The sequence below is a fragment of the Bacillus hominis genome, from assembly GCF_030348325.1.
GTDB lineage: Bacteria > Bacillota > Bacilli > Bacillales > Bacillaceae_G > Bacillus_A > Bacillus_A hominis.
Genome location: NZ_JAUCFS010000005.1, coordinates 1,373,243 through 1,390,734, shown reverse-complemented (window position 1 = coordinate 1,390,734; position 17,492 = coordinate 1,373,243). Strand labels below are relative to the sequence as shown.

Sequence of the window (17,492 nt, the reverse complement as noted above, 5' to 3'; positions counted from 1 at the left end):
TCACTTCCTTCATTTGTTTACACTCTTCTTTTTAAAAGGAAGAATATACCTCCTTTTAAATTTATTATAATAACGTAGTCGTTCCTATAGTGTAAAGCTTTTCTTTCACATTCATACTTTTCACAAGAAAAGGACATTCTACAAGTAAGATATTCACTATTCAGTATTAATATTATTAATACAACTACGTGAGTTATGTTAAGTTTTTGTAAATTTTTCGATAAAATGTTTTAAAAAACGACAGTTTTTTGTTAGAATTGACTAGCCAATATATTTTACATATATTACTTTTGTGGGGGTAACAATAATGGTCTTTAAATCAAAAAAAGATAAATTTTCTGAAATGCTAATGAATGTTTCCGAAAATTTAAAAGAAGGCGCGCAGTTTTTCGTGGAGTATAAAATTAAAAATGCTAGCGATTTAAAAGAGTTTTCTATGCGCATGAAAGAGTACGAGTCAAAAGGTGACTCATTTATTCACGAAATCATTATGGAGCTAAACAAAGCGTTTATTACTCCTATTGAACGTGAAGACATCCTACAGCTTGCAATGAGTATGGATGATGTATTAGACGGATTAGATCATAGTGCTGGTCTATTCGAAATGTATTCTATTACAGAAGCTGATGAATACATGATTAAATTCGTAGAAGCAATTAATCAATGTGCGATTGAAATTGCAAACTCTGTTGAATTACTGTCTAAAAAGAAATTAGTCGATATTCGTACAAATGCGATTAAGATTAAGGATTACGAGTCACAATGTGATGATATTCGCCGTCATGCGATTAAGCACCTATTCTCTCGTGAGAAAGATCCGATTAAGATTATTCAATTTAAAGAGATTTACGAAGAGCTTGAAGAAGTAGCTGATAGCTGTCAAAGCGTTGCAAACGTATTAGAAACAATCATTATGAAGAACGCGTAAGGAGTTTGATCATGGATACACTCTTGATACTGACCGTTTTAGTAGTCATTTGCGCTTTAGCTTTTGACTTTATCAATGGATTTCACGATACAGCAAACGCTATTGCAACGGCTGTTTCAACGAAAGCTCTAAAGCCTAGACATGCAATTATTATGGCAGCTATTATGAACTTTTTAGGTGCGATGACATTTACAGGTGTAGCAAAAACTATTACAAAAGATATCGTTGACCCATTTGCTTTACCTAATGGTTCTCTTGTAATTTTAGCTGCTTTGCTTGCGGCAATAGCTTGGAATTTACTCACTTGGTACTATGGTATTCCAAGTAGTTCTTCGCATGCAATAATTGGCTCAATCGCTGGTGCAGCAATTGCTGCTGCTGGTGTTAACGCATTAAACTATAAAGGGTTTATAAAAATTCTTGAAGCTTTAATCATTTCACCGATTATCGCTTTTGTTATTGGTTATATCGTATATAGTATTTTTAAAGTCGTCTTTAAAAACTTTAACTTAACGAAAACGAACAAAAACTTCCGTATATTCCAGATCTTCACTGCAGCATTACAAGCTTTTACACACGGTACGAATGATGCACAAAAAGCAATGGGAATCATTACGATGGCTCTTATGGCCAATAACTATCATACTTCTGACGACATCCCTTTCTGGGTACAATTAGCTTGTGCAACTGCAATGGGGCTTGGTACTTCTGTCGGTGGATGGAAAATTATTAAAACTGTCGGTGGACAAATTATGAAAATCCGTCCTGTAAATGGTGTAGCTGCCGATTTATCATCATCACTTGTTATTTTCGGTGCAACATTCATTCACTTACCGGTTAGTACAACGCACGTTATCTCTTCTTCTATTTTAGGAGTTGGTGCTTCACATCGTGTGAAAGGTGTAAAATGGGGAACTGCAAAACGCATGTTAATTACATGGGTAATTACACTTCCTATTTCAGCTTCTTTAGCTGCGTTATTTTACTACTTATTACACTTAATCTTTTAATCAAAAGTCGTCTTCCTTATTTTTCTAGGAAGACGACTTTTTTGTGAACAAGTCTATTTCTTATTAAAAAGCGTGTATAATGATTGTTGGATAAGTTATATAGAGGAGTTGGCAATTTTGGAATACATCATGTTACTTTTCATCGGATTAATCGCTGGGACAGTCGGGAGCCTAGTCGGACTTGGGGGCGGAATTATTATCGTTCCGTTATTAATTGGATTGCACAGTTTATCCCCACAACTCGCAGTGGGAACTTCTATGGTAACAGTCGTTTTTACAGGGCTGTCTTCTACCCTTACTTATATGAAACATAAACGGGTAGATTATAAAAGTGGACTTATTTTATTTATCGGGAGTGGCCCTGGTGGTATTATCGGATCATGGGCAAACAAATTTTTAAACCAAGATACATTTTCTTTATACTTTGGGATTTTTCTTATATTCGTCTCCATTCTTCTTATACTACGAGACAAATTGAAACCTCTTTCCCTATCAAATATGACTGTAATTAAGCGATCTTTTACAGATAACGAAGGAAATACTGTAGACTATCAATTCCCACCATTTCTCGCTATCTTTATTGCCTTTATAGTTGGATTTATATCCGGATTATTCGGAATCGGTGGTGGCGCCTTACTTGTGCCAGCGATGATGCTCCTTTTTGCGTTCCCAGCACACATTGCTGTAGCAACTTCAATGTTTATCGTATTTCTCTCAGCAATTGTAAGTTCTTTAACTCACATCTCTCTAGGAAATGTCAGCTGGGCTTATGCATTAATTCTTATTCCTGGTGCATGGATTGGCGGAAAAATCGGGGCTTATATTAACACAAAATTAAGCGGTAATGCAGTAATTAATTTATTACGTATCACATTAATGATTCTTGGAACTAGATTAATCATTACTTCATTTTTATAGCGCGTTCTTTCTAGAATGCGTTTTTTTCTTATACACATGAATATAAAAAGGCTCCTAGGAGAACAAATAAAACTAAACAAACACTTAATAGCATAAAATTTGAAATATGTACTTTCTTCAAGTTGATCACTCCTATAGCTATGACTGTTATCTTTATGATAGCGAAAAAACAGTTATCTTACAGTTACAAAGTGCTAACAATGCAAAATCATTTATTACAAATTTTATCCTTATATTGCATTTCTTTGTATAATCTATCGATTAAATAAAAAAAGATGTCATATTGACATCTTTTTAGTGAAGAAGTGACCATCCCATAAAGTCTTCATGTACTTGGCACGCCCTCTTATCGTTTCGATCATATAATTCAGCATAACTATCTGTTTCTTCATCATAAGCCATCGTATAAATAATTTGGCCGTCTATTTCAACGGATAAAACGACTCCACCTTTCATCTCTTCTACATGAATGATAGCATTCGCCGGAATTCTTATATCCGTCATCTTCATCGCATCTAACAATATACTAAACCCCCTACAGCGTATTCATTGCTAGTACTATTACACACTAAATAGTATACTACTGTAATAGCATATATTTCGTCAATGAAATTGCTGTTTAAAAAGCATATTATCTTTATACATATACGCTAAAATATAAGAAATAGAAATGTTTTAATGGGGGGCTAACATTGATTCTACATAAGGGAGATGTATTATTCCGTCAAGGTGAGGACGGTCCTTTATACTTTATAAAAACAGGTTTATTAAAAGTTATTCGATTAGAAGAAGATGGAACACCATTTTTATTTAATATTATCGTTCCTGGTGAAACGATACCTCACCATTCTTTAATTTCACCGAAGGAATATCACGGTACAGCTATCGCTTTAATGAAAACAGAAGTTGAGCCCATAATTAGTAATGAATGGTACGATAAACTTCAGGCAAATCCTGCATCATATGCAAATATCGCTATGCAATTACAAGCGAAATTACGAATGATGCAACAGCGTATCGATCAATTGACAACGGTCTCTCCTAAAGAGCGCCTTCATCGTTTACAAGAGTGGTTCACCTTATATTTAGGTGATATCCCTATTTATGAAATATTAACACAAACTGAAATTGGTCAGCTCATAGGTGTACGCCGCGAAACAGTAAATCGCTTATTAAGAGAACAAGCAAAAAACGAGGTAAAATAATACCTCGTTTTTTGCTTGGCAACGTTAATCTATTGTAAGCTTGCTGCGGGACCAAAAAATTCATAATGAATGTTCTCTTGTTTAACACCTAACTCGATTAATACGGCATAAATATGTTTCATAAATGGCACTGGACCACAGAAATAAAATTCTGCTTCAGTTGTTGGAATAATAGTTTGTAACCATTCACGTTCAATGAATCCTTCTTTATCAAAATTCTTCATTTCCACATCTTGCTCTGTCGGTGAAGAATAGCAAGTATATGCTTTAACTTGTTCATACTCTTTTTCTACTGTCTCAACATGCTCTTTCATCGCATGTGTATTACTATTTATCGCCGCATGAACAAAGCATACATTACGCTTTGATTCTTGTTCAATTAGTGTATTTAACATACTCATCATCGGTGTAATACCTACTCCACCACTAATTAGTACAACAGGTAATGTTGAATCCATATTTAATACAAAATCTCCCGCTGGTGCACTTACTGGCAAAATATCTCCTTCCCCTACATGATCATGTAAGTAATTAGATACTTTACCATCTGGTGTATCTACACCTTTTTCTTTCTTTACACTAATGCGGTAGTATTCTTTTCCAGGAGCATCAGATAAGCTATATTGACGATTATGTGTATATGTTTCGCCTTTAATATTTATTTGAATCGTTACATATTGTCCTGGGATGAATGAAGAAACTTTTCCGCCATCTTCAGGTTTTAAATAAAATGATGTAATAACGTCGCTCTCCTTCACTTTTTTAACAACCACAAAGTTGCGGAAATCTTTCCATCCACCTTCTTGATGTGCAGCTTCTTCATACATATCTGCTTCAATGCTAATGAATGCATCAGCAATGACACCATACGCTTCTCCCCATGCATTTAAAACTTCATCAGGTGCACCTGCAACCTCTTTAATCGCTCGTAGTAAACATGTACCTACAATCGGATAATGTTCTGCTTTAATACCTAAACTTCTATGCTTATGACCGATTTGTTTTACAACTGGAATAATAGCTTCTAAATTATCAATGTACATCGCAGCTGCATAAACAGCATTTGCTAACGCTTGTTGTTGTCTTCCTTTTTTCTGATTCGTATGGTTGAAAATATTCAATAACTCCGGGTGTTCCGAAAATAAAATTTGATAAAATCTTGTTGTAATTTCAACGCCTTTTTCTTGTAATAACGGTACTGTTGACTTTACGATTTCAATTGTTTTTGCACTTAACATTGTATCCCACTCCTCTGTTTCTTTAACTGTTTTTAGTTTAACTGAATTGTATAATACATATTGTGATTTTAATCACTATTAACACGGTGTTTTTGTGAAAAATATATGAACAATGCACTTACAAAAGAAAATAAGCTAACTAGAATTCTAGTTAGCTTATTGTTTTTCTTGTATAGCTTGTTCAATTACTTTTATATCTTTCCCATCTCCAAACTCTGTATACCCCCATATGTTCGTCTCGCCTCTATATTTATTTACGATAATATTCAAGTCATGGTATACACGATGAGCATACACTACATACTCAACATTTTGAAGTTCCACACCTTTTTTTACAATTTCATAACTTCTATTTACATCACGTTTTATTTTTTCATTCTTTATTTCTGTATGTATATTTTTTAAAGATGATTCTTGTTGTTGAAACCATTGCTTAAATTGATTCCAGTCCCCGTCTGTATAATTCTCTGCTTTACCATAATTTAAAAAATTATTATAACTTTCATGTGTCATACGAATAAAATCAAGCACTTTTGTCTCTTCTTGCACATCTTCTATTTGAGCTATTGTACTTACCCCAGCGGGCTTATTTGCATAATGTAATAATACTTTCATAAGACTATAACTTGCAATTATCATCACGATAATAATACCAAACACATTTAGCAATTTCTTCATATACAGAACTCCTTTTCTACTATGAATATTACAATGTACTGTTATACTTGTAACATTCTCTCGTAGAAATGTAATTCCTGTTTAAATCTTTCTTGTCATTTCGACACTATTTTTCTACAAACTTCTCCGTGGTAAATGTTCCTGTAAAACAATATACCCTTCATAAGCTGTATAACCCAGTATAGCCATTAATCCGATATAACAAGCAAATACTGTCCACTTCGTTTTCGTATCAACTTTATAATAGTTTTCTTGTTGTCTCTTTTCTGTATCCCATTCATTTAATTTTCTTTCTGACATTTCAAACGCTTCTTGTACATGAATTGTATGCATTTCTTTTTCATCTTCATACGGGACGTAATCAAGCGGTTCAAACTTTGGTAAAAGATACTCTAACACTTCGATTTTTTGAAGTTCTCCTGTTTTTAATTCTTTCTCACGTTCTCTTTGTCTCAATACATTCATCTCGTGATGCATCATATATATAGTTCGATGCACCGCACCGGTTTCTTTTAATTCCCATTCAAGCTTAGCAACATATTCTTTCATTCCATCGATTTTATATCCTAATTCCTTAATCGGCTCATCTCTCTTTATTACTCTATATAGTTCCATGCAGCCGATAATAAAAATAAATCCTCCCAAAATACTCTTATAGTAAATAGAATAGCCGAGTAGTAAGACTAGCCCTGCTCCCCAAATTTTCGTACTTACAACTGAAATTATTCGTCCTCCATCTAACGGAGAAACTGGAATTAAGTTAAAGAAATTAATCATACTTCCGAGTAAAATAATAAGCGCCCAAAACGGCTCTTTCGTTATTATATACAGTGGGATCGCGGGTAAAAATGAAAGCAATCCGAAAAGAGGTCCCATATACGCAATGTATGCTTCATCTTTTGCATTTTTCGGCATCTCTTTCATCCCAATAAGAGCTCCCATAAATGGTATGAAGATTGCTGGCGATGTTGGTATACCTTTTCTTCTCGCTGCCCATAAATGCCCCATCTCATGTACAAACAATAAATACACGAGTGCTACCCCAAACTTCCAACCATATATGACTGCATATGCACCAAGTGATAAAAACATACTAAATACAGTTGAAAATTTTGCTAATTTTAAAATTGCAAATACCCACTTTAACTTCGACAGTAAAAATAATCCTATTGCAACAATAATTCCCCATAATCCTTTTTTATTATTTTTCATATCCCTCTCCTTTATCTCGCTTTACTGAGCCATATACATTCATCAAAACTTATTCTTTTCTCTATTATGACATATTTTTTTCTATTGTTAGAAATAATGTTTATTTCATCCGTTTTTAGCCAAAAATAAAAATAAAAGGAGGTAAATACAAATGAAATTACAATCTCTTATGATAGGCGCTCTATCGTTTTTAGCTTCAACTCTTATTTTTTATACCGTCAGCTACGTATTATTATTAGATTGGTTGCCAAATCACTTATTTATAGCCCTTATTATTCTTTCTGCTCTTATGATTTCTTTTCTAATTACACGAAAATCAATGAATGAGCCATCTGTAAAAGTAAAATAATAGAGGGGGTCTTTCCCCTCTATTATCATCTCCTTGGAAGGCCATATAGACTTTACGACTCATATTTCCCCCGCTATTTGCGGGTAGTAAGACTCCTACCTCAAAATTCGGCTGGAGTAAAGAAGTTAGGTGGGCGCCTTACTGCCCGTAAACGCCCGATTTGTGAAGGCTAATAATCAGTGGTGGATGAACAAAACCCCCACTGATTATTAGTCTTCACTTTATCTTTGTAAATTCATTTTTTCACCATACTCTTTAACAATTTGAATAATGTTTTGAAATGCTCCTACTTTCTCTTTCTTACTATTTAATATTTGTAAATCATAATTATCATAATAGGTTTCTAGTGATTTTAATTGTGATTCTGAAGCATCTTTTATCGGAACAGTAACATTCAATTCATACTGTCTATACCCTTCCTTTACTTTTTCAGCTGAAATCATTTCACTCTCTTTTGCTCCAATTAATTTTTGAACTTTTTCCGGGTAAATGAGTTGCAAATAATATTCTTGTTCCTTCACTAACTTGTTGTATAGTGATTGTGAAATCGTATAACGTACCGTATAATTCATTTTTTGATCACCTGCTTTAATATGAAACGCGGTAATCTGCAAATCTTTTTTCGTTACTTCCGTTAAAGGCCCTATCTGCATCTCATCTTCTTTTTGTTCTGGAATCTTTGGAAATATAGCCAAAAGTTTTTCCGTGTCTTTTTCGTTCAGCATATACATATCTTTCTTATATTGAATCCATCCTCGGCGATTTTCTCCTCTTAACCATGCATAATATGTTTCAATTTTCCCATCTCTACTAATTTTCATTTCATATTCTGGTTCACCAAAACTACCCGTTACTTCTTGTTTTTCCGCTTTGTTTATAATATCCATCACTAATTCCGCATCCATTTTCTTTAAATTTTTTTCTTCTTTACCTTTTTGTATAACAGTTACTTGTAATGGTTCTTTCACTTCATTCACTGTCTCCTCTACTTGTTTCGATTCTTTCTTTTTCTCGGCTTGACCACACGACGCGAGTAAAATAACACATAAAAACATTAAATATTTCCCTTTCAAATCGATTCTCCTTTTCCAATAAGAAATTCTTATAATCCTCATACATAAAACAAAAACGTTACATTATATAGAATGAGCTATACTATACACTGAAGGGAGGATTTTACAATGTCCATTAATTTTCATGATGCAAATAATAAGTATACGTATGCAAATCGTAACGCACATATTTCATGGCAGGAAACAATAAACAATATTGCAGATGTGCAAAATAAACATGTGATTGATATAGGTTGTGGTGGAGGCATTTATACGAAAGAACTTGCTCTTATGGGAGCCAAAAGTGTTGTTGGGCTTGATTTTTCAAAAGAAATATTACAAGCTGCAAAAGAAAATTGCAATGCCTTTCCAAACATTTCATTCATTCACGGTGATGCGCATAACATTCCATACCCTAACGAATCATTCGACCTTGTCATTTCTCGCGCAGTCATCCATCATTTACAAGATATTCCTACATTTATACGAGAAGCTTCTCGCATATTAAAAAAAGACGGTATACTTATTTTACAAGACCGGACCATTGAAGATTGTACAATTCCAGGAAGTCCTGAACACATTCGTGGATACTTTTTCTCTGTATTTCAAAAACTCATTGAAATAGAATCAAAAAGAAGGCCAAAAACCACTACTATACAGCACGAATTACAAAAATATTCTCTTCAAGCGTTCCCCATTCAAACACAATGGGAAGTGCGAAAAACACATGATTCTGTAGAAGCATTGCTGCAAGATTTATCTCCTCGAACCGGACGATCCATTCTATATGAATTAACAGATAATGAACTTTCTCAACTTCTACATCATATCCAAACGGCATTGCAAAACGTCTCTCCTATCATCGAAAAAGATCGTTGGACAATTTGGAGCGCTAAGAAATTGTAAGGAAGGAAGCCTCACAAAATAATGTGAGGCTTCCTTCTTTCATAATCTAATTTTGCAACACTCTTGATATCCTCCACTCCTGGCCTGTGCACTTCCACACTTCGGACATACTAAATATCTAGAATGATTTGTCAACAAACTACCTTTTTGAAAGAGTAAAACTTCTGCTTGTTTAAACGAACGCGAATAATATAACCATATAAAACCACATATAGCAATAATGCCAAATAATACTCCCATCGCAAGCATTTCAGTCACCTCTTTTGGTTTGTTCTTTCCAGCAAGTGGATTGTTTTATTATTCTCTGTAAATTCGAATAATTCCTTCTTTATTCCTATAAATATCGATTTTCTCCATAAACTTTACAATTCTCTATAATGTTTTACAGCGTTTTTACAAACAGTATTAAACCTTATATTCTCAGCTATATTTCTACAGGAAAGGTTATTTCCCAAAAAATATGTTGACTTTCTAAAAAAAACATGTGAAAATATTGTCAGAATACTTAAATAAAAATTCATTGACGAGAACGAGTAAGTTATAGTACTGTTCCCCAGAGAGTTGGTATTTTGCTGAAAGCCAATGCTCAGTTCGTAACCGAAAATCATCTCCGAGAAGTAGAACCGAATGCTGAAGTAAGTTCTTACCGGTCGTCCCCCGTTACAAGGAACACGTATCATGTTGTACGTTGTAAGCCGTATACATATAGATATATTTCTACATGTATAAATTAGGGTGGTATCGCGGGTAAATATAACTCGTCCCTTTCTTAAGGGGCGAGTTTTTTGTGTTCTTACAATGAATTTACAAAAAAGGAGGAAAAAAACAATGAACACTGTATCAAAAAAACATGTTTTTTTCACAGGTCTTATGCTATTTTCTTTATTTTTTGGAGCAGGAAATTTAATTTTCCCTCCAATGCTTGGACAAAATGCTGGAGAAAACTTTTGGCCAGCAATGATTGGTTTTTTACTAACAGGAGTCGGCTTACCACTACTTACTGTTATCGCCATTTCTCTATCAGGAAATGGAATGCAGCAACTTGCAAGTCGTGTTCACCCATTATTCGGAATATTCTTTACTGTAGTTGTATACATTGCAATCGGTCCATCTATGGGCATCCCACGTGTTGCTAATGTCGCTTATGAAATGGGAGTTAGTTCTTTCTTACCAGAAACTATTCGCTCTAGCAGCCTAGCGCTATTTTTATACACAGTCATCTTCTTTGCTATTGTATTTTGGCTTAGTTTAAATCCTTCTAAACTCGTCGATCGTATCGGAAGTGTATTAACACCTATTTTATTACTCTCTATTTTCTTATTATTTGTTAAAAGTGTATTTACACCACTCGGGCAATCAGGACCAGCAATGCAAGAGTATCAAACTTCTCCACTCTTCAAAGGTTTTATGGAAGGATACTTAACGATGGATACCATTTCAGCACTTGCATTTGGAATTATCGTTGTAAATGCAATTCGCTCAAAAGGTGTGAATGACCGTAAATCCATTGCCATTGCAACAGCAAAAGCAGGACTTATTGCCGCTACTGGTCTCGTACTTGTATATGGTGCACTTGGTTGGCTCGGTACAACCAGTGTCTCTCTCGGATACGCAACAAATGGCGGACAGCTACTTACCGTTATCGTACAACAATTACTCGGTCCATATGGTCTAATTCTATTATCTCTTATCGTTACACTCGCTTGCTTAACAACATGTATTGGACTTGTATCTGCATGCAGTCAATATTTCTCAACATTATTAACGAGATTTTCATACAAAACGTTCGCAAGTATCATTTGCTCGTTAGGATTATTAGTTGCCAACTTAGGTTTAACAAAAATCATTGCAATCTCTGTTCCTATTTTAGTTGTTGTATATCCAATTGCGATTGTACTCGTGTTACTATCATTACTACATAAATATTTCGGTGGATATCGTTCTGTTTATGTAGGTGCGTTAATTGGATCTGCAGTTGTGAGCGTATTTGATGGATTAAAACAAGGGAATATTCCTGTTTCATCTATCACATCTTATCTCGAGTTTATTCCATTATATAATGAAGGAATTGGCTGGTTAGTACCAGCATTAGTTGGGGCTATTATCGGTTTTGCTATCGCAAAATTAAGTGGTGCAAAAGCAGTACCATTAACGGATCATTCACCTGAATCGAAAGCATCATAAAAAAACTCCCATTCCGGGAGTTTTTTACATTTGATAAGAAGTATGATTAAAGCTACTTACTTTATAAGCTTTCGTATAGTAATCAATATTCGTATCCACCATTTCTACTTTTACAACATCGTAGCAATCTTCTTGCTTCACTAGAAATAAATAATATTCTTCTGTTGCCTCAATAATTGCAATACGATTTGTTTCAATATCATATTGTTCACAAAGTGCTTGCAACGCATTCACATAGTTACCTAATTTCTTCGTTTCATCCATTCCAAATATCGTTTGAACTAACATACACTCTCTCCCCTTTGTATGTACTGTTAACACCTTTATGATAACGCTTACATAATTAACCGTCAACAAAAAGCTTTGACCATATATAGTCAAAGCCTCCCTCTTATTTCGTCAATTGGTGTCTAAACGCATAAATAACCGCCTGTGTCCGGTCACTTACATTTAGCTTATTTAATATATTACTCACATGTGTCTTTACTGTTTTAATGGCAATAAACAACTCATCTGCAATCTCTTGATTACTTTTCCCCTCTGCAATTAATAATAAAATTTCAGACTCTCTTTCTGTTAACTCCTCATGCAAAGGTTGTTCTTTCTTCTGACGCATACGAGACATCATTTTGCCAGTAACTTTCGGCTCTAACACCGTTTCCCCATCATAAGTAGCTCGTACAGCGTCTGCAATATCACTCGCTCTTGATGTTTTTAATAAATAACTTGTCGCTCCCGCCTCAATAACAGGATATAACTTTTCATCATCTAAAAAGCTCGTTACAACTACAATTTTCGCTTCTGGCCATTCTTGAATAATAGCACGTGTTGCTTCAACCCCGTCCATCTCATCCATAACAAGGTCCATTAAAATAATATCCGGCCTTAATTGCAAAGCTAACTCTGAACCTTTTCTTCCATTTTCAGCTTCTCCAACTACTTCAATATCTGGCTGCGTTGATAAATATGCTGATACACCCATTCGAACCATTTCATGATCATCAACTAGTAATACTTTTATCATGATTCTCCCCCTCTCTCAATCATAATCGGTACTTTCACTTCTATTTGCGTACCTTTATTCGGAAAACTAAGAACTTTTAATGTACCACCAATTTCATGAACTCGCTCTTGCATTGACCTTAAACCGTATGAACCAGCCTTATTAACCCCAACTTTAAAACCAACACCGTCATCAATAATTTTCAAAATCGCATATTGATCAATTTTACGAAGGCGTACTTCGGTTTTCTTTGCCTTCGCATGCCGTAAAGTATTAGACAGTGCCTCTTGTACAATACGGAATAAATGATCCTCTACACCTTTTTTTAATTGAATCGGTTCAATTAACCATTCAATTTTCATATGTTGCTTTCTAGACAGTTCTGTTAATAATTCTTCTATACCCTCTGTTAGTTTCTTACCTTCTAACTGCACTGGACGTAAATGAAGGAGCAATGCTCTCATTTCTGATTGTGCATTTACAACCATATTCTCAACAAGCTGCAACTGTTTTTTCGTCGTATCTGGAATTTCAGCTACTTGTTCATTAATGGCTGACATCATCATCGACATTGCAAAAAGCTGCTGACTTACAGAATCATGCAGCTCTCTCGCTAATCGATGCCTTTCTTGAGAAATCGCTTCTTGTCTCATCTCTTCATTCCAATGGGCTCGTTCATTCGTTACTTTTTGAAATAGCCCAGCTTGCTCCTCTAAGCGGCGAGCAAGACCAATTACTTTGCGTTCCACTTCATGAAATTCATCGTCTGCAGTAAATGAAACATCACTCGGAAAATTCCCTCGCTCTACTTCAAATAGAAAAGTATTTAATCCTTGTATACGCTGCTCTATATAATAACCGATTGCATATCCTACAATTCCTCCGATAAGAAGACTCGTACTCATAATAAACAAGCCAATTGGAACAGAAGCAATGGATTCTTTCCATAGTAAATCATAAACTTGTTGCTCGCTTTTCCATACATATACAATTGTACAAATAAGTGCGATACTCATAGAGGACAACATAGAATAACGAATATACATCCACGATATATTCCTTTGTTTTTTCATTATACTTTCCTCACTTCCGTATCGCCTACGACAAGCGAAGAAATAATTTTAATACGACGAGGGGCTTCTTTATACTGTTCTGTTCTAAACGTAACATTACGGTTAAATCCAGTTTCTTCGTGTCCTGGCAGGAGCACTCGCCCAACAATAACAGAATGATTTAAAGACAATTCAATATCATATGGTACATATAAGCGAATATTACCAATGACGCCCCGAATAACAATAACCGTTTCCCCCTCTGGAATCATAGCAGTTGTTAAATCAATCTCGACATCACAAGCACCATATTGGACGTTAATATCCTCTAGTTCATAAATATGATCCATCATTCGTACATTACCTACAAACATATTTTTTATATACGGTTCTGTACGATATATTTGTTTTTCTTCATCTATATATCCCTTTTCTTTAATTTCAACTTTCATTGCTTTTTGCTGATGTCCTTGTTGAATAAGTTGATAACCAATTAAAGCTAAACAAGCAAACACAACAAGTACGAATGCTGCTGATGAAAATAAGAAGAATAAGAATACAATACCACCGACAAATAAAAATACATTCCCTCTTACATAACGGTTCTTCTTTCGATAATGTCTTCCAAACATAATCATAATAAATGCAAATATTAGACCACCTGGTTCAAAATGTCCAAGTATCATATCAAGAAAAAGACCGAATCCAAATATGATGAGGAGCATCCCCATTAATTGTGTTTTTGAAAAGTGCTTCTTCATTTCAGCTCCCCTCCCTCTTTGTCACATATACATAGAAGAAAAGGCATTGCTTTCCAACACCTTTTCTTCTATCACTATATCATAAGCCTGTTTTATTATATACTACAATTATTTTGTTACTTCTTTCGTTAACGATACTTCATTTTTCTCTTTCATTTCACGCTCTAGTTTTGCAATTTTCATATCAAATGTATCACGCTCATGCTCTTCATTTATACGAAGCTCTAAATCACGAATGTGATCTTCAATTTCTTCGAATCGTAAGAACGGATTATTTTCATCCATTTTATGAATAGCAGTATTCATACGGCGGTTTGCATGCGCCATATTTTCACGTGCCATTAATTCCATACGCTTTGCGTTCATTTCTTTTAATTTATTTTTCATTTCTGAAAGACGACGCTCTAACTCATCAATTTGCTCTACAACACCAGCATACATTTCTTCTAAGCGAGTTACTTGCCCTTCATAATACGCTACTTCTTCTAATGCACGTTCATGCAATTGTAATTCGCCTGCTTCTTGTGCGATGATAGCTTGCTTTGATCTTTTATTAACGAAATAACGTGCTTGCTCAAGCTCACGAGCAAAGTTAGATTTTAATGTTTTATGACGCTGAATTAACTTCTCAATTTTTGTTATTTCACGCTCACTATCACGTAAATATTGGTTTAACATAGCAATTGGATTTTTTCTTTCTTTCTCATCTAACACATTATGAAAATCAGCTAAAATTGCATCGCGTACACGTCCGAATAAAGATTGTTTCATTATAATCTTCCTCTCTTCTACTTTATAATTTGATTTGATTTATTTTATATTAGTTTTTCATTAACTTGTTCCACTCATCTTCAAAGTTGCTATATGGTTTAGAACTTTCTGGAGCAGAATCAACAACTACATTTTTTTCTTTTTTCCACTCACGGTATCCGTAGTATAAAACTACTAATGCTGCGATACCGATTAATGCTGGGGAATGAGAAAGTGCAATGGACAAACCGATTAAACCAACAATACCCCAAGCTAACTTTCCAAAGAATGATTTAGCTCGCACAAATGATTTATAGCTCCAGTACACAACTCCTGCTCCAATGGCGAATCCTACAATACCAGCAAGACTACCAAGAGCAATTAAAGCCAAAATACCGGCTGCGATAAACGCTAGAAATTGTTTCATCTTGTGCTTGCCTCCCTTCGATTTGATACTCTTATCTTAACTATTTTTTCATTTTTCCATAACGAGCTTAAGAACTGTTTTCGACTCAGACTTAAGACCGAGTTGCATTCAGCCTTTTGTAAAAATATAAGGAAAGATAGGATAACGCACTCTTTTATCGCACATAAAAAGCCGTTCAGAGAATATTCTCTGAACGGCTTCAGTTGCTACTAATAAAATTCATATTTAATTATGCTGTTTTATGATACTCTTTCTTTTCCGCCGCTTTAGAAAACCTCGGGAAACCAATTAATATAGAAATGATTCCACATACTCCAACTAAAATTGGATAGAATGCATATGGCAACAATTCAATCGGAGATAAAGCTGCAAATCCTGCCGCTGTTAACATTTGAGCACCATATGGGATTAACCCTTGTATACAGCAAGAGAAAAGATCCAGTACACTCGCTGATTTACGGGGATCAATTTCATACTGATCCGCAATATTTTTCGCAAGCGGACCTGTAAAAATGATAGAGATTGTATTATTTGCTGTACACATATTCGTCATACTCACTAAACCAGCAATGCCGAACTCTGCTCCTTTTTTCGAACGAATATTACGTGTTAAAAGATTCATTAAATATTGAATACCACCATTATACTGAATAAGCTCAACCATACCACCTATTAAAATTGCAAGTAATACTAATTCCATCATACTGCCCATTCCAGTCGTTACACTTTTAAAGAAACTCTCTAACGTATAACTTCCATCTATAAGACCGATAACACCAGATAGTACAGTTCCACCTGTCAATACGATAAGTACATTCCAACCAAGTAATGCTGTAACAAGTACACCTGCATATGGTAATATCTTCACCCAATCAAATGTTTGAGCTTTAATTTCTGTATCACTTCCTAAAGTAATCATTACTAATAGTACAATTGTAATGATTGCAGCTGGCAATACAATTAAAAAGTTCGTTTTAAACTTATCTTTCATTTCTGTTCCTTGTGAACGAACTGCTGCAATTGTTGTGTCAGAAATAAATGATAAATTATCACCAAACATCGCTCCGCCGACAACCGTCGCCATTGTTAATGCAATCGAGATATCAGTTTGCCCACTAATACCTACAGCAATCGGCGCTAATGCCGCTATTGTTCCCATTGAAGTTCCCATCGCTAATGAAATAAATGCCCCGATAATAAAAATTCCAGCAACGATAAATCCTTGCGGTAAAATAGATAGCGCTAAGTTGACTGTAGAATCGACTCCGCCCATCCCTTTTGCTGTTTCAGAAAATGCACCTGCAAGCACAAAAATTAATACCATAATCATAATATCTGGATTTCCTGCACCTTTTGCAAATCGTTCTACTTTTACATTAAAGCTTTCTTTACGATTCATCGCTAAAGCGATTCCTACAGCAATTGAAATCGCTACAAGTATCGGCAATTTATAGAAATCACCTGTAATAATTCCAGAACCAATAAATAGTGCCAAAAATATCCCAAGCGGTAATAAAGCTAAACCATTTCCTCTCGTTTCTTTCAAAGTACCATCTCTCCCTAGTTTCAACCTTTTTCTAATGAATAACAAAAGACCTCTTCCAACGAGAAGAGGTCTTATACATCTATAAGAAACACTCTTCTCATCTTTCAAGCAACATGCTTGCTGGATTTGGCACAGCACTCTGAAATCGAGTCCGCTGCCGAGGCATCGTAGGGCCAGTCCCTCCGCCTCTCTTTATAAGAAGGTTTCGTATTTATTTTTTAATAATAATTTCTTCTCTAACTTTACTTGCTTACAAAAAAAAAGTCAATTATT

Annotated in this window: 20 protein-coding genes, 1 riboswitch and 1 other annotated feature; of the genes, 7 read left to right on the top strand and 13 right to left on the bottom strand. The window is 34.8% G+C overall.

The annotated features are described in order from the left end of the window. The first annotated feature begins 307 nt into the window (after positions 1 to 307). From QUF93_RS09490 to QUF93_RS09480, 3 genes are all read left to right on the top strand, one after another. Positions 308 to 928, top strand: coding sequence for a DUF47 domain-containing protein (locus QUF93_RS09490; protein WP_000231445.1), 621 nt, complete (start codon positions 308 to 310; stop codon positions 926 to 928). An 11-nt stretch (positions 929 to 939) separates the two neighbouring features. Further along, positions 940 to 1,938 (top strand): inorganic phosphate transporter, encoded by a 999-nt coding sequence (locus QUF93_RS09485; RefSeq protein ID WP_289358588.1) that lies wholly within the window; start codon positions 940 to 942, stop codon positions 1,936 to 1,938. A gap of 117 nt (positions 1,939 to 2,055) precedes the next feature. Further along, a complete protein-coding gene (locus QUF93_RS09480; protein ID WP_002117550.1) occupies positions 2,056 to 2,856 on the top strand; it encodes a sulfite exporter TauE/SafE family protein in 801 nt (266 codons plus the stop codon). Between the two features lie 294 nt (positions 2,857 to 3,150). Here QUF93_RS09480 and QUF93_RS09475 read toward each other — a convergent pair whose 3' ends face one another. After that, positions 3,151 to 3,378: a hypothetical protein gene (locus QUF93_RS09475; protein ID WP_088057988.1), complete on the bottom strand. Its 228-nt coding sequence runs from the start codon at positions 3,376 to 3,378 to the stop codon at positions 3,151 to 3,153. A 170-nt stretch (positions 3,379 to 3,548) separates the two neighbouring features. Between QUF93_RS09475 and QUF93_RS09470 the strand changes: the two genes are divergently transcribed. Further along, the gene (locus QUF93_RS09470) at positions 3,549 to 4,061 is read left to right on the top strand and encodes a Crp/Fnr family transcriptional regulator (protein ID WP_128281665.1); all 513 of its coding nucleotides are present in this window, start codon (positions 3,549 to 3,551) and stop codon (positions 4,059 to 4,061) included. Between the two features lie 29 nt (positions 4,062 to 4,090). On the opposite strand, the gene hmpA is transcribed toward QUF93_RS09470, so the two are convergent. The 3 genes from hmpA to QUF93_RS09455 form a co-directional block, all read right to left on the bottom strand. Next, a complete protein-coding gene (gene hmpA / locus QUF93_RS09465) occupies positions 4,091 to 5,299 on the bottom strand; it encodes an NO-inducible flavohemoprotein (RefSeq protein WP_289358587.1) in 1,209 nt (402 codons plus the stop codon). Positions 5,300 to 5,455: 156 nt separating this feature from the next. Then, complete coding sequence (locus QUF93_RS09460; RefSeq protein WP_289375268.1) at positions 5,456 to 5,977, bottom strand: hypothetical protein; 522 nt, start codon at positions 5,975 to 5,977, stop codon at positions 5,456 to 5,458. A 114-nt stretch (positions 5,978 to 6,091) separates the two neighbouring features. After that, complete coding sequence (locus QUF93_RS09455) at positions 6,092 to 7,189, bottom strand: site-2 protease family protein (RefSeq protein ID WP_289358585.1); 1,098 nt, start codon at positions 7,187 to 7,189, stop codon at positions 6,092 to 6,094. Positions 7,190 to 7,340: 151 nt separating this feature from the next. On the opposite strand from QUF93_RS09455, the gene QUF93_RS09450 reads away from it, so the two are divergent. Continuing rightward, on the top strand, positions 7,341 to 7,538 hold the full coding sequence (locus tag QUF93_RS09450; RefSeq protein WP_289358584.1) for a hypothetical protein: 198 nt from the start codon (positions 7,341 to 7,343) through the stop codon (positions 7,536 to 7,538). 221 nt (positions 7,539 to 7,759) lie between these two features. Here QUF93_RS09450 and QUF93_RS09445 read toward each other — a convergent pair whose 3' ends face one another. Beyond that, entirely contained in the window at positions 7,760 to 8,611 is an 852-nt protein-coding gene (locus QUF93_RS09445) for a YhfM domain-containing protein (protein WP_289358583.1), read from the bottom strand. 108 nt (positions 8,612 to 8,719) lie between these two features. Here QUF93_RS09445 and QUF93_RS09440 point away from each other — a divergent pair, with 108 nt between their 5' ends. Beyond that, positions 8,720 to 9,496 (top strand): class I SAM-dependent methyltransferase, encoded by a 777-nt coding sequence (locus QUF93_RS09440; protein WP_289358582.1) that lies wholly within the window; start codon positions 8,720 to 8,722, stop codon positions 9,494 to 9,496. Between the two features lie 39 nt (positions 9,497 to 9,535). Here the strand turns inward: QUF93_RS09440 and QUF93_RS09435 are convergent, their stop codons facing one another. Next, on the bottom strand, positions 9,536 to 9,745 hold the full coding sequence (locus tag QUF93_RS09435) for a hypothetical protein (RefSeq protein WP_289358581.1): 210 nt from the start codon (positions 9,743 to 9,745) through the stop codon (positions 9,536 to 9,538). A gap of 262 nt (positions 9,746 to 10,007) precedes the next feature. Next, positions 10,008 to 10,265: a binding site (T-box leader), on the top strand. A 59-nt stretch (positions 10,266 to 10,324) separates the two neighbouring features. Here QUF93_RS09435 and brnQ3 point away from each other — a divergent pair. After that, positions 10,325 to 11,680 carry a branched-chain amino acid transport system II carrier protein BrnQ3 gene (gene brnQ3 / locus QUF93_RS09430; RefSeq protein WP_289358580.1) on the top strand — a complete coding sequence of 452 codons (1,356 nt, stop codon included), beginning with the start codon at positions 10,325 to 10,327 and terminating at the stop codon, positions 11,678 to 11,680. A gap of 24 nt (positions 11,681 to 11,704) precedes the next feature. Here brnQ3 and QUF93_RS09425 read toward each other — a convergent pair whose 3' ends face one another. The 7 genes from QUF93_RS09425 to QUF93_RS09395 form a co-directional block, all read right to left on the bottom strand. Next, entirely contained in the window at positions 11,705 to 12,061 is a 357-nt protein-coding gene (locus QUF93_RS09425) for a DUF3992 domain-containing protein (protein WP_080018402.1), read from the bottom strand. Positions 12,062 to 12,071: 10 nt separating this feature from the next. Next, positions 12,072 to 12,704: a response regulator gene (locus tag QUF93_RS09420; RefSeq protein WP_002117521.1), complete on the bottom strand. Its 633-nt coding sequence runs from the start codon at positions 12,702 to 12,704 to the stop codon at positions 12,072 to 12,074. Then, positions 12,701 to 13,756 (bottom strand): sensor histidine kinase, encoded by a 1,056-nt coding sequence (locus tag QUF93_RS09415; protein ID WP_002117519.1) that lies wholly within the window; start codon positions 13,754 to 13,756, stop codon positions 12,701 to 12,703. The genes QUF93_RS09420 and QUF93_RS09415 overlap by 4 nt, the downstream gene beginning before the upstream one ends. Next, the gene (gene liaF / locus QUF93_RS09410) at positions 13,756 to 14,496 is read right to left on the bottom strand and encodes a cell wall-active antibiotics response protein LiaF (RefSeq protein WP_002117517.1); all 741 of its coding nucleotides are present in this window, start codon (positions 14,494 to 14,496) and stop codon (positions 13,756 to 13,758) included. Before liaF ends, QUF93_RS09415 begins: the two co-directional genes overlap by 1 nt. 108 nt (positions 14,497 to 14,604) lie before the next feature. After that, the gene (locus QUF93_RS09405) at positions 14,605 to 15,267 is read right to left on the bottom strand and encodes a PspA/IM30 family protein (protein WP_097831771.1); all 663 of its coding nucleotides are present in this window, start codon (positions 15,265 to 15,267) and stop codon (positions 14,605 to 14,607) included. Positions 15,268 to 15,316: 49 nt separating this feature from the next. After that, positions 15,317 to 15,673, bottom strand: coding sequence for a lmo0954 family membrane protein (locus QUF93_RS09400; RefSeq protein WP_000808645.1), 357 nt, complete (start codon positions 15,671 to 15,673; stop codon positions 15,317 to 15,319). A 229-nt stretch (positions 15,674 to 15,902) separates the two neighbouring features. After that, the gene (locus tag QUF93_RS09395; RefSeq protein WP_289358579.1) at positions 15,903 to 17,219 is read right to left on the bottom strand and encodes a Na+/H+ antiporter NhaC family protein; all 1,317 of its coding nucleotides are present in this window, start codon (positions 17,217 to 17,219) and stop codon (positions 15,903 to 15,905) included. A 94-nt stretch (positions 17,220 to 17,313) separates the two neighbouring features. After that, a riboswitch (SAM riboswitch) is annotated at positions 17,314 to 17,420 on the bottom strand. Positions 17,421 to 17,492: the final 72 nt, after the last annotated feature.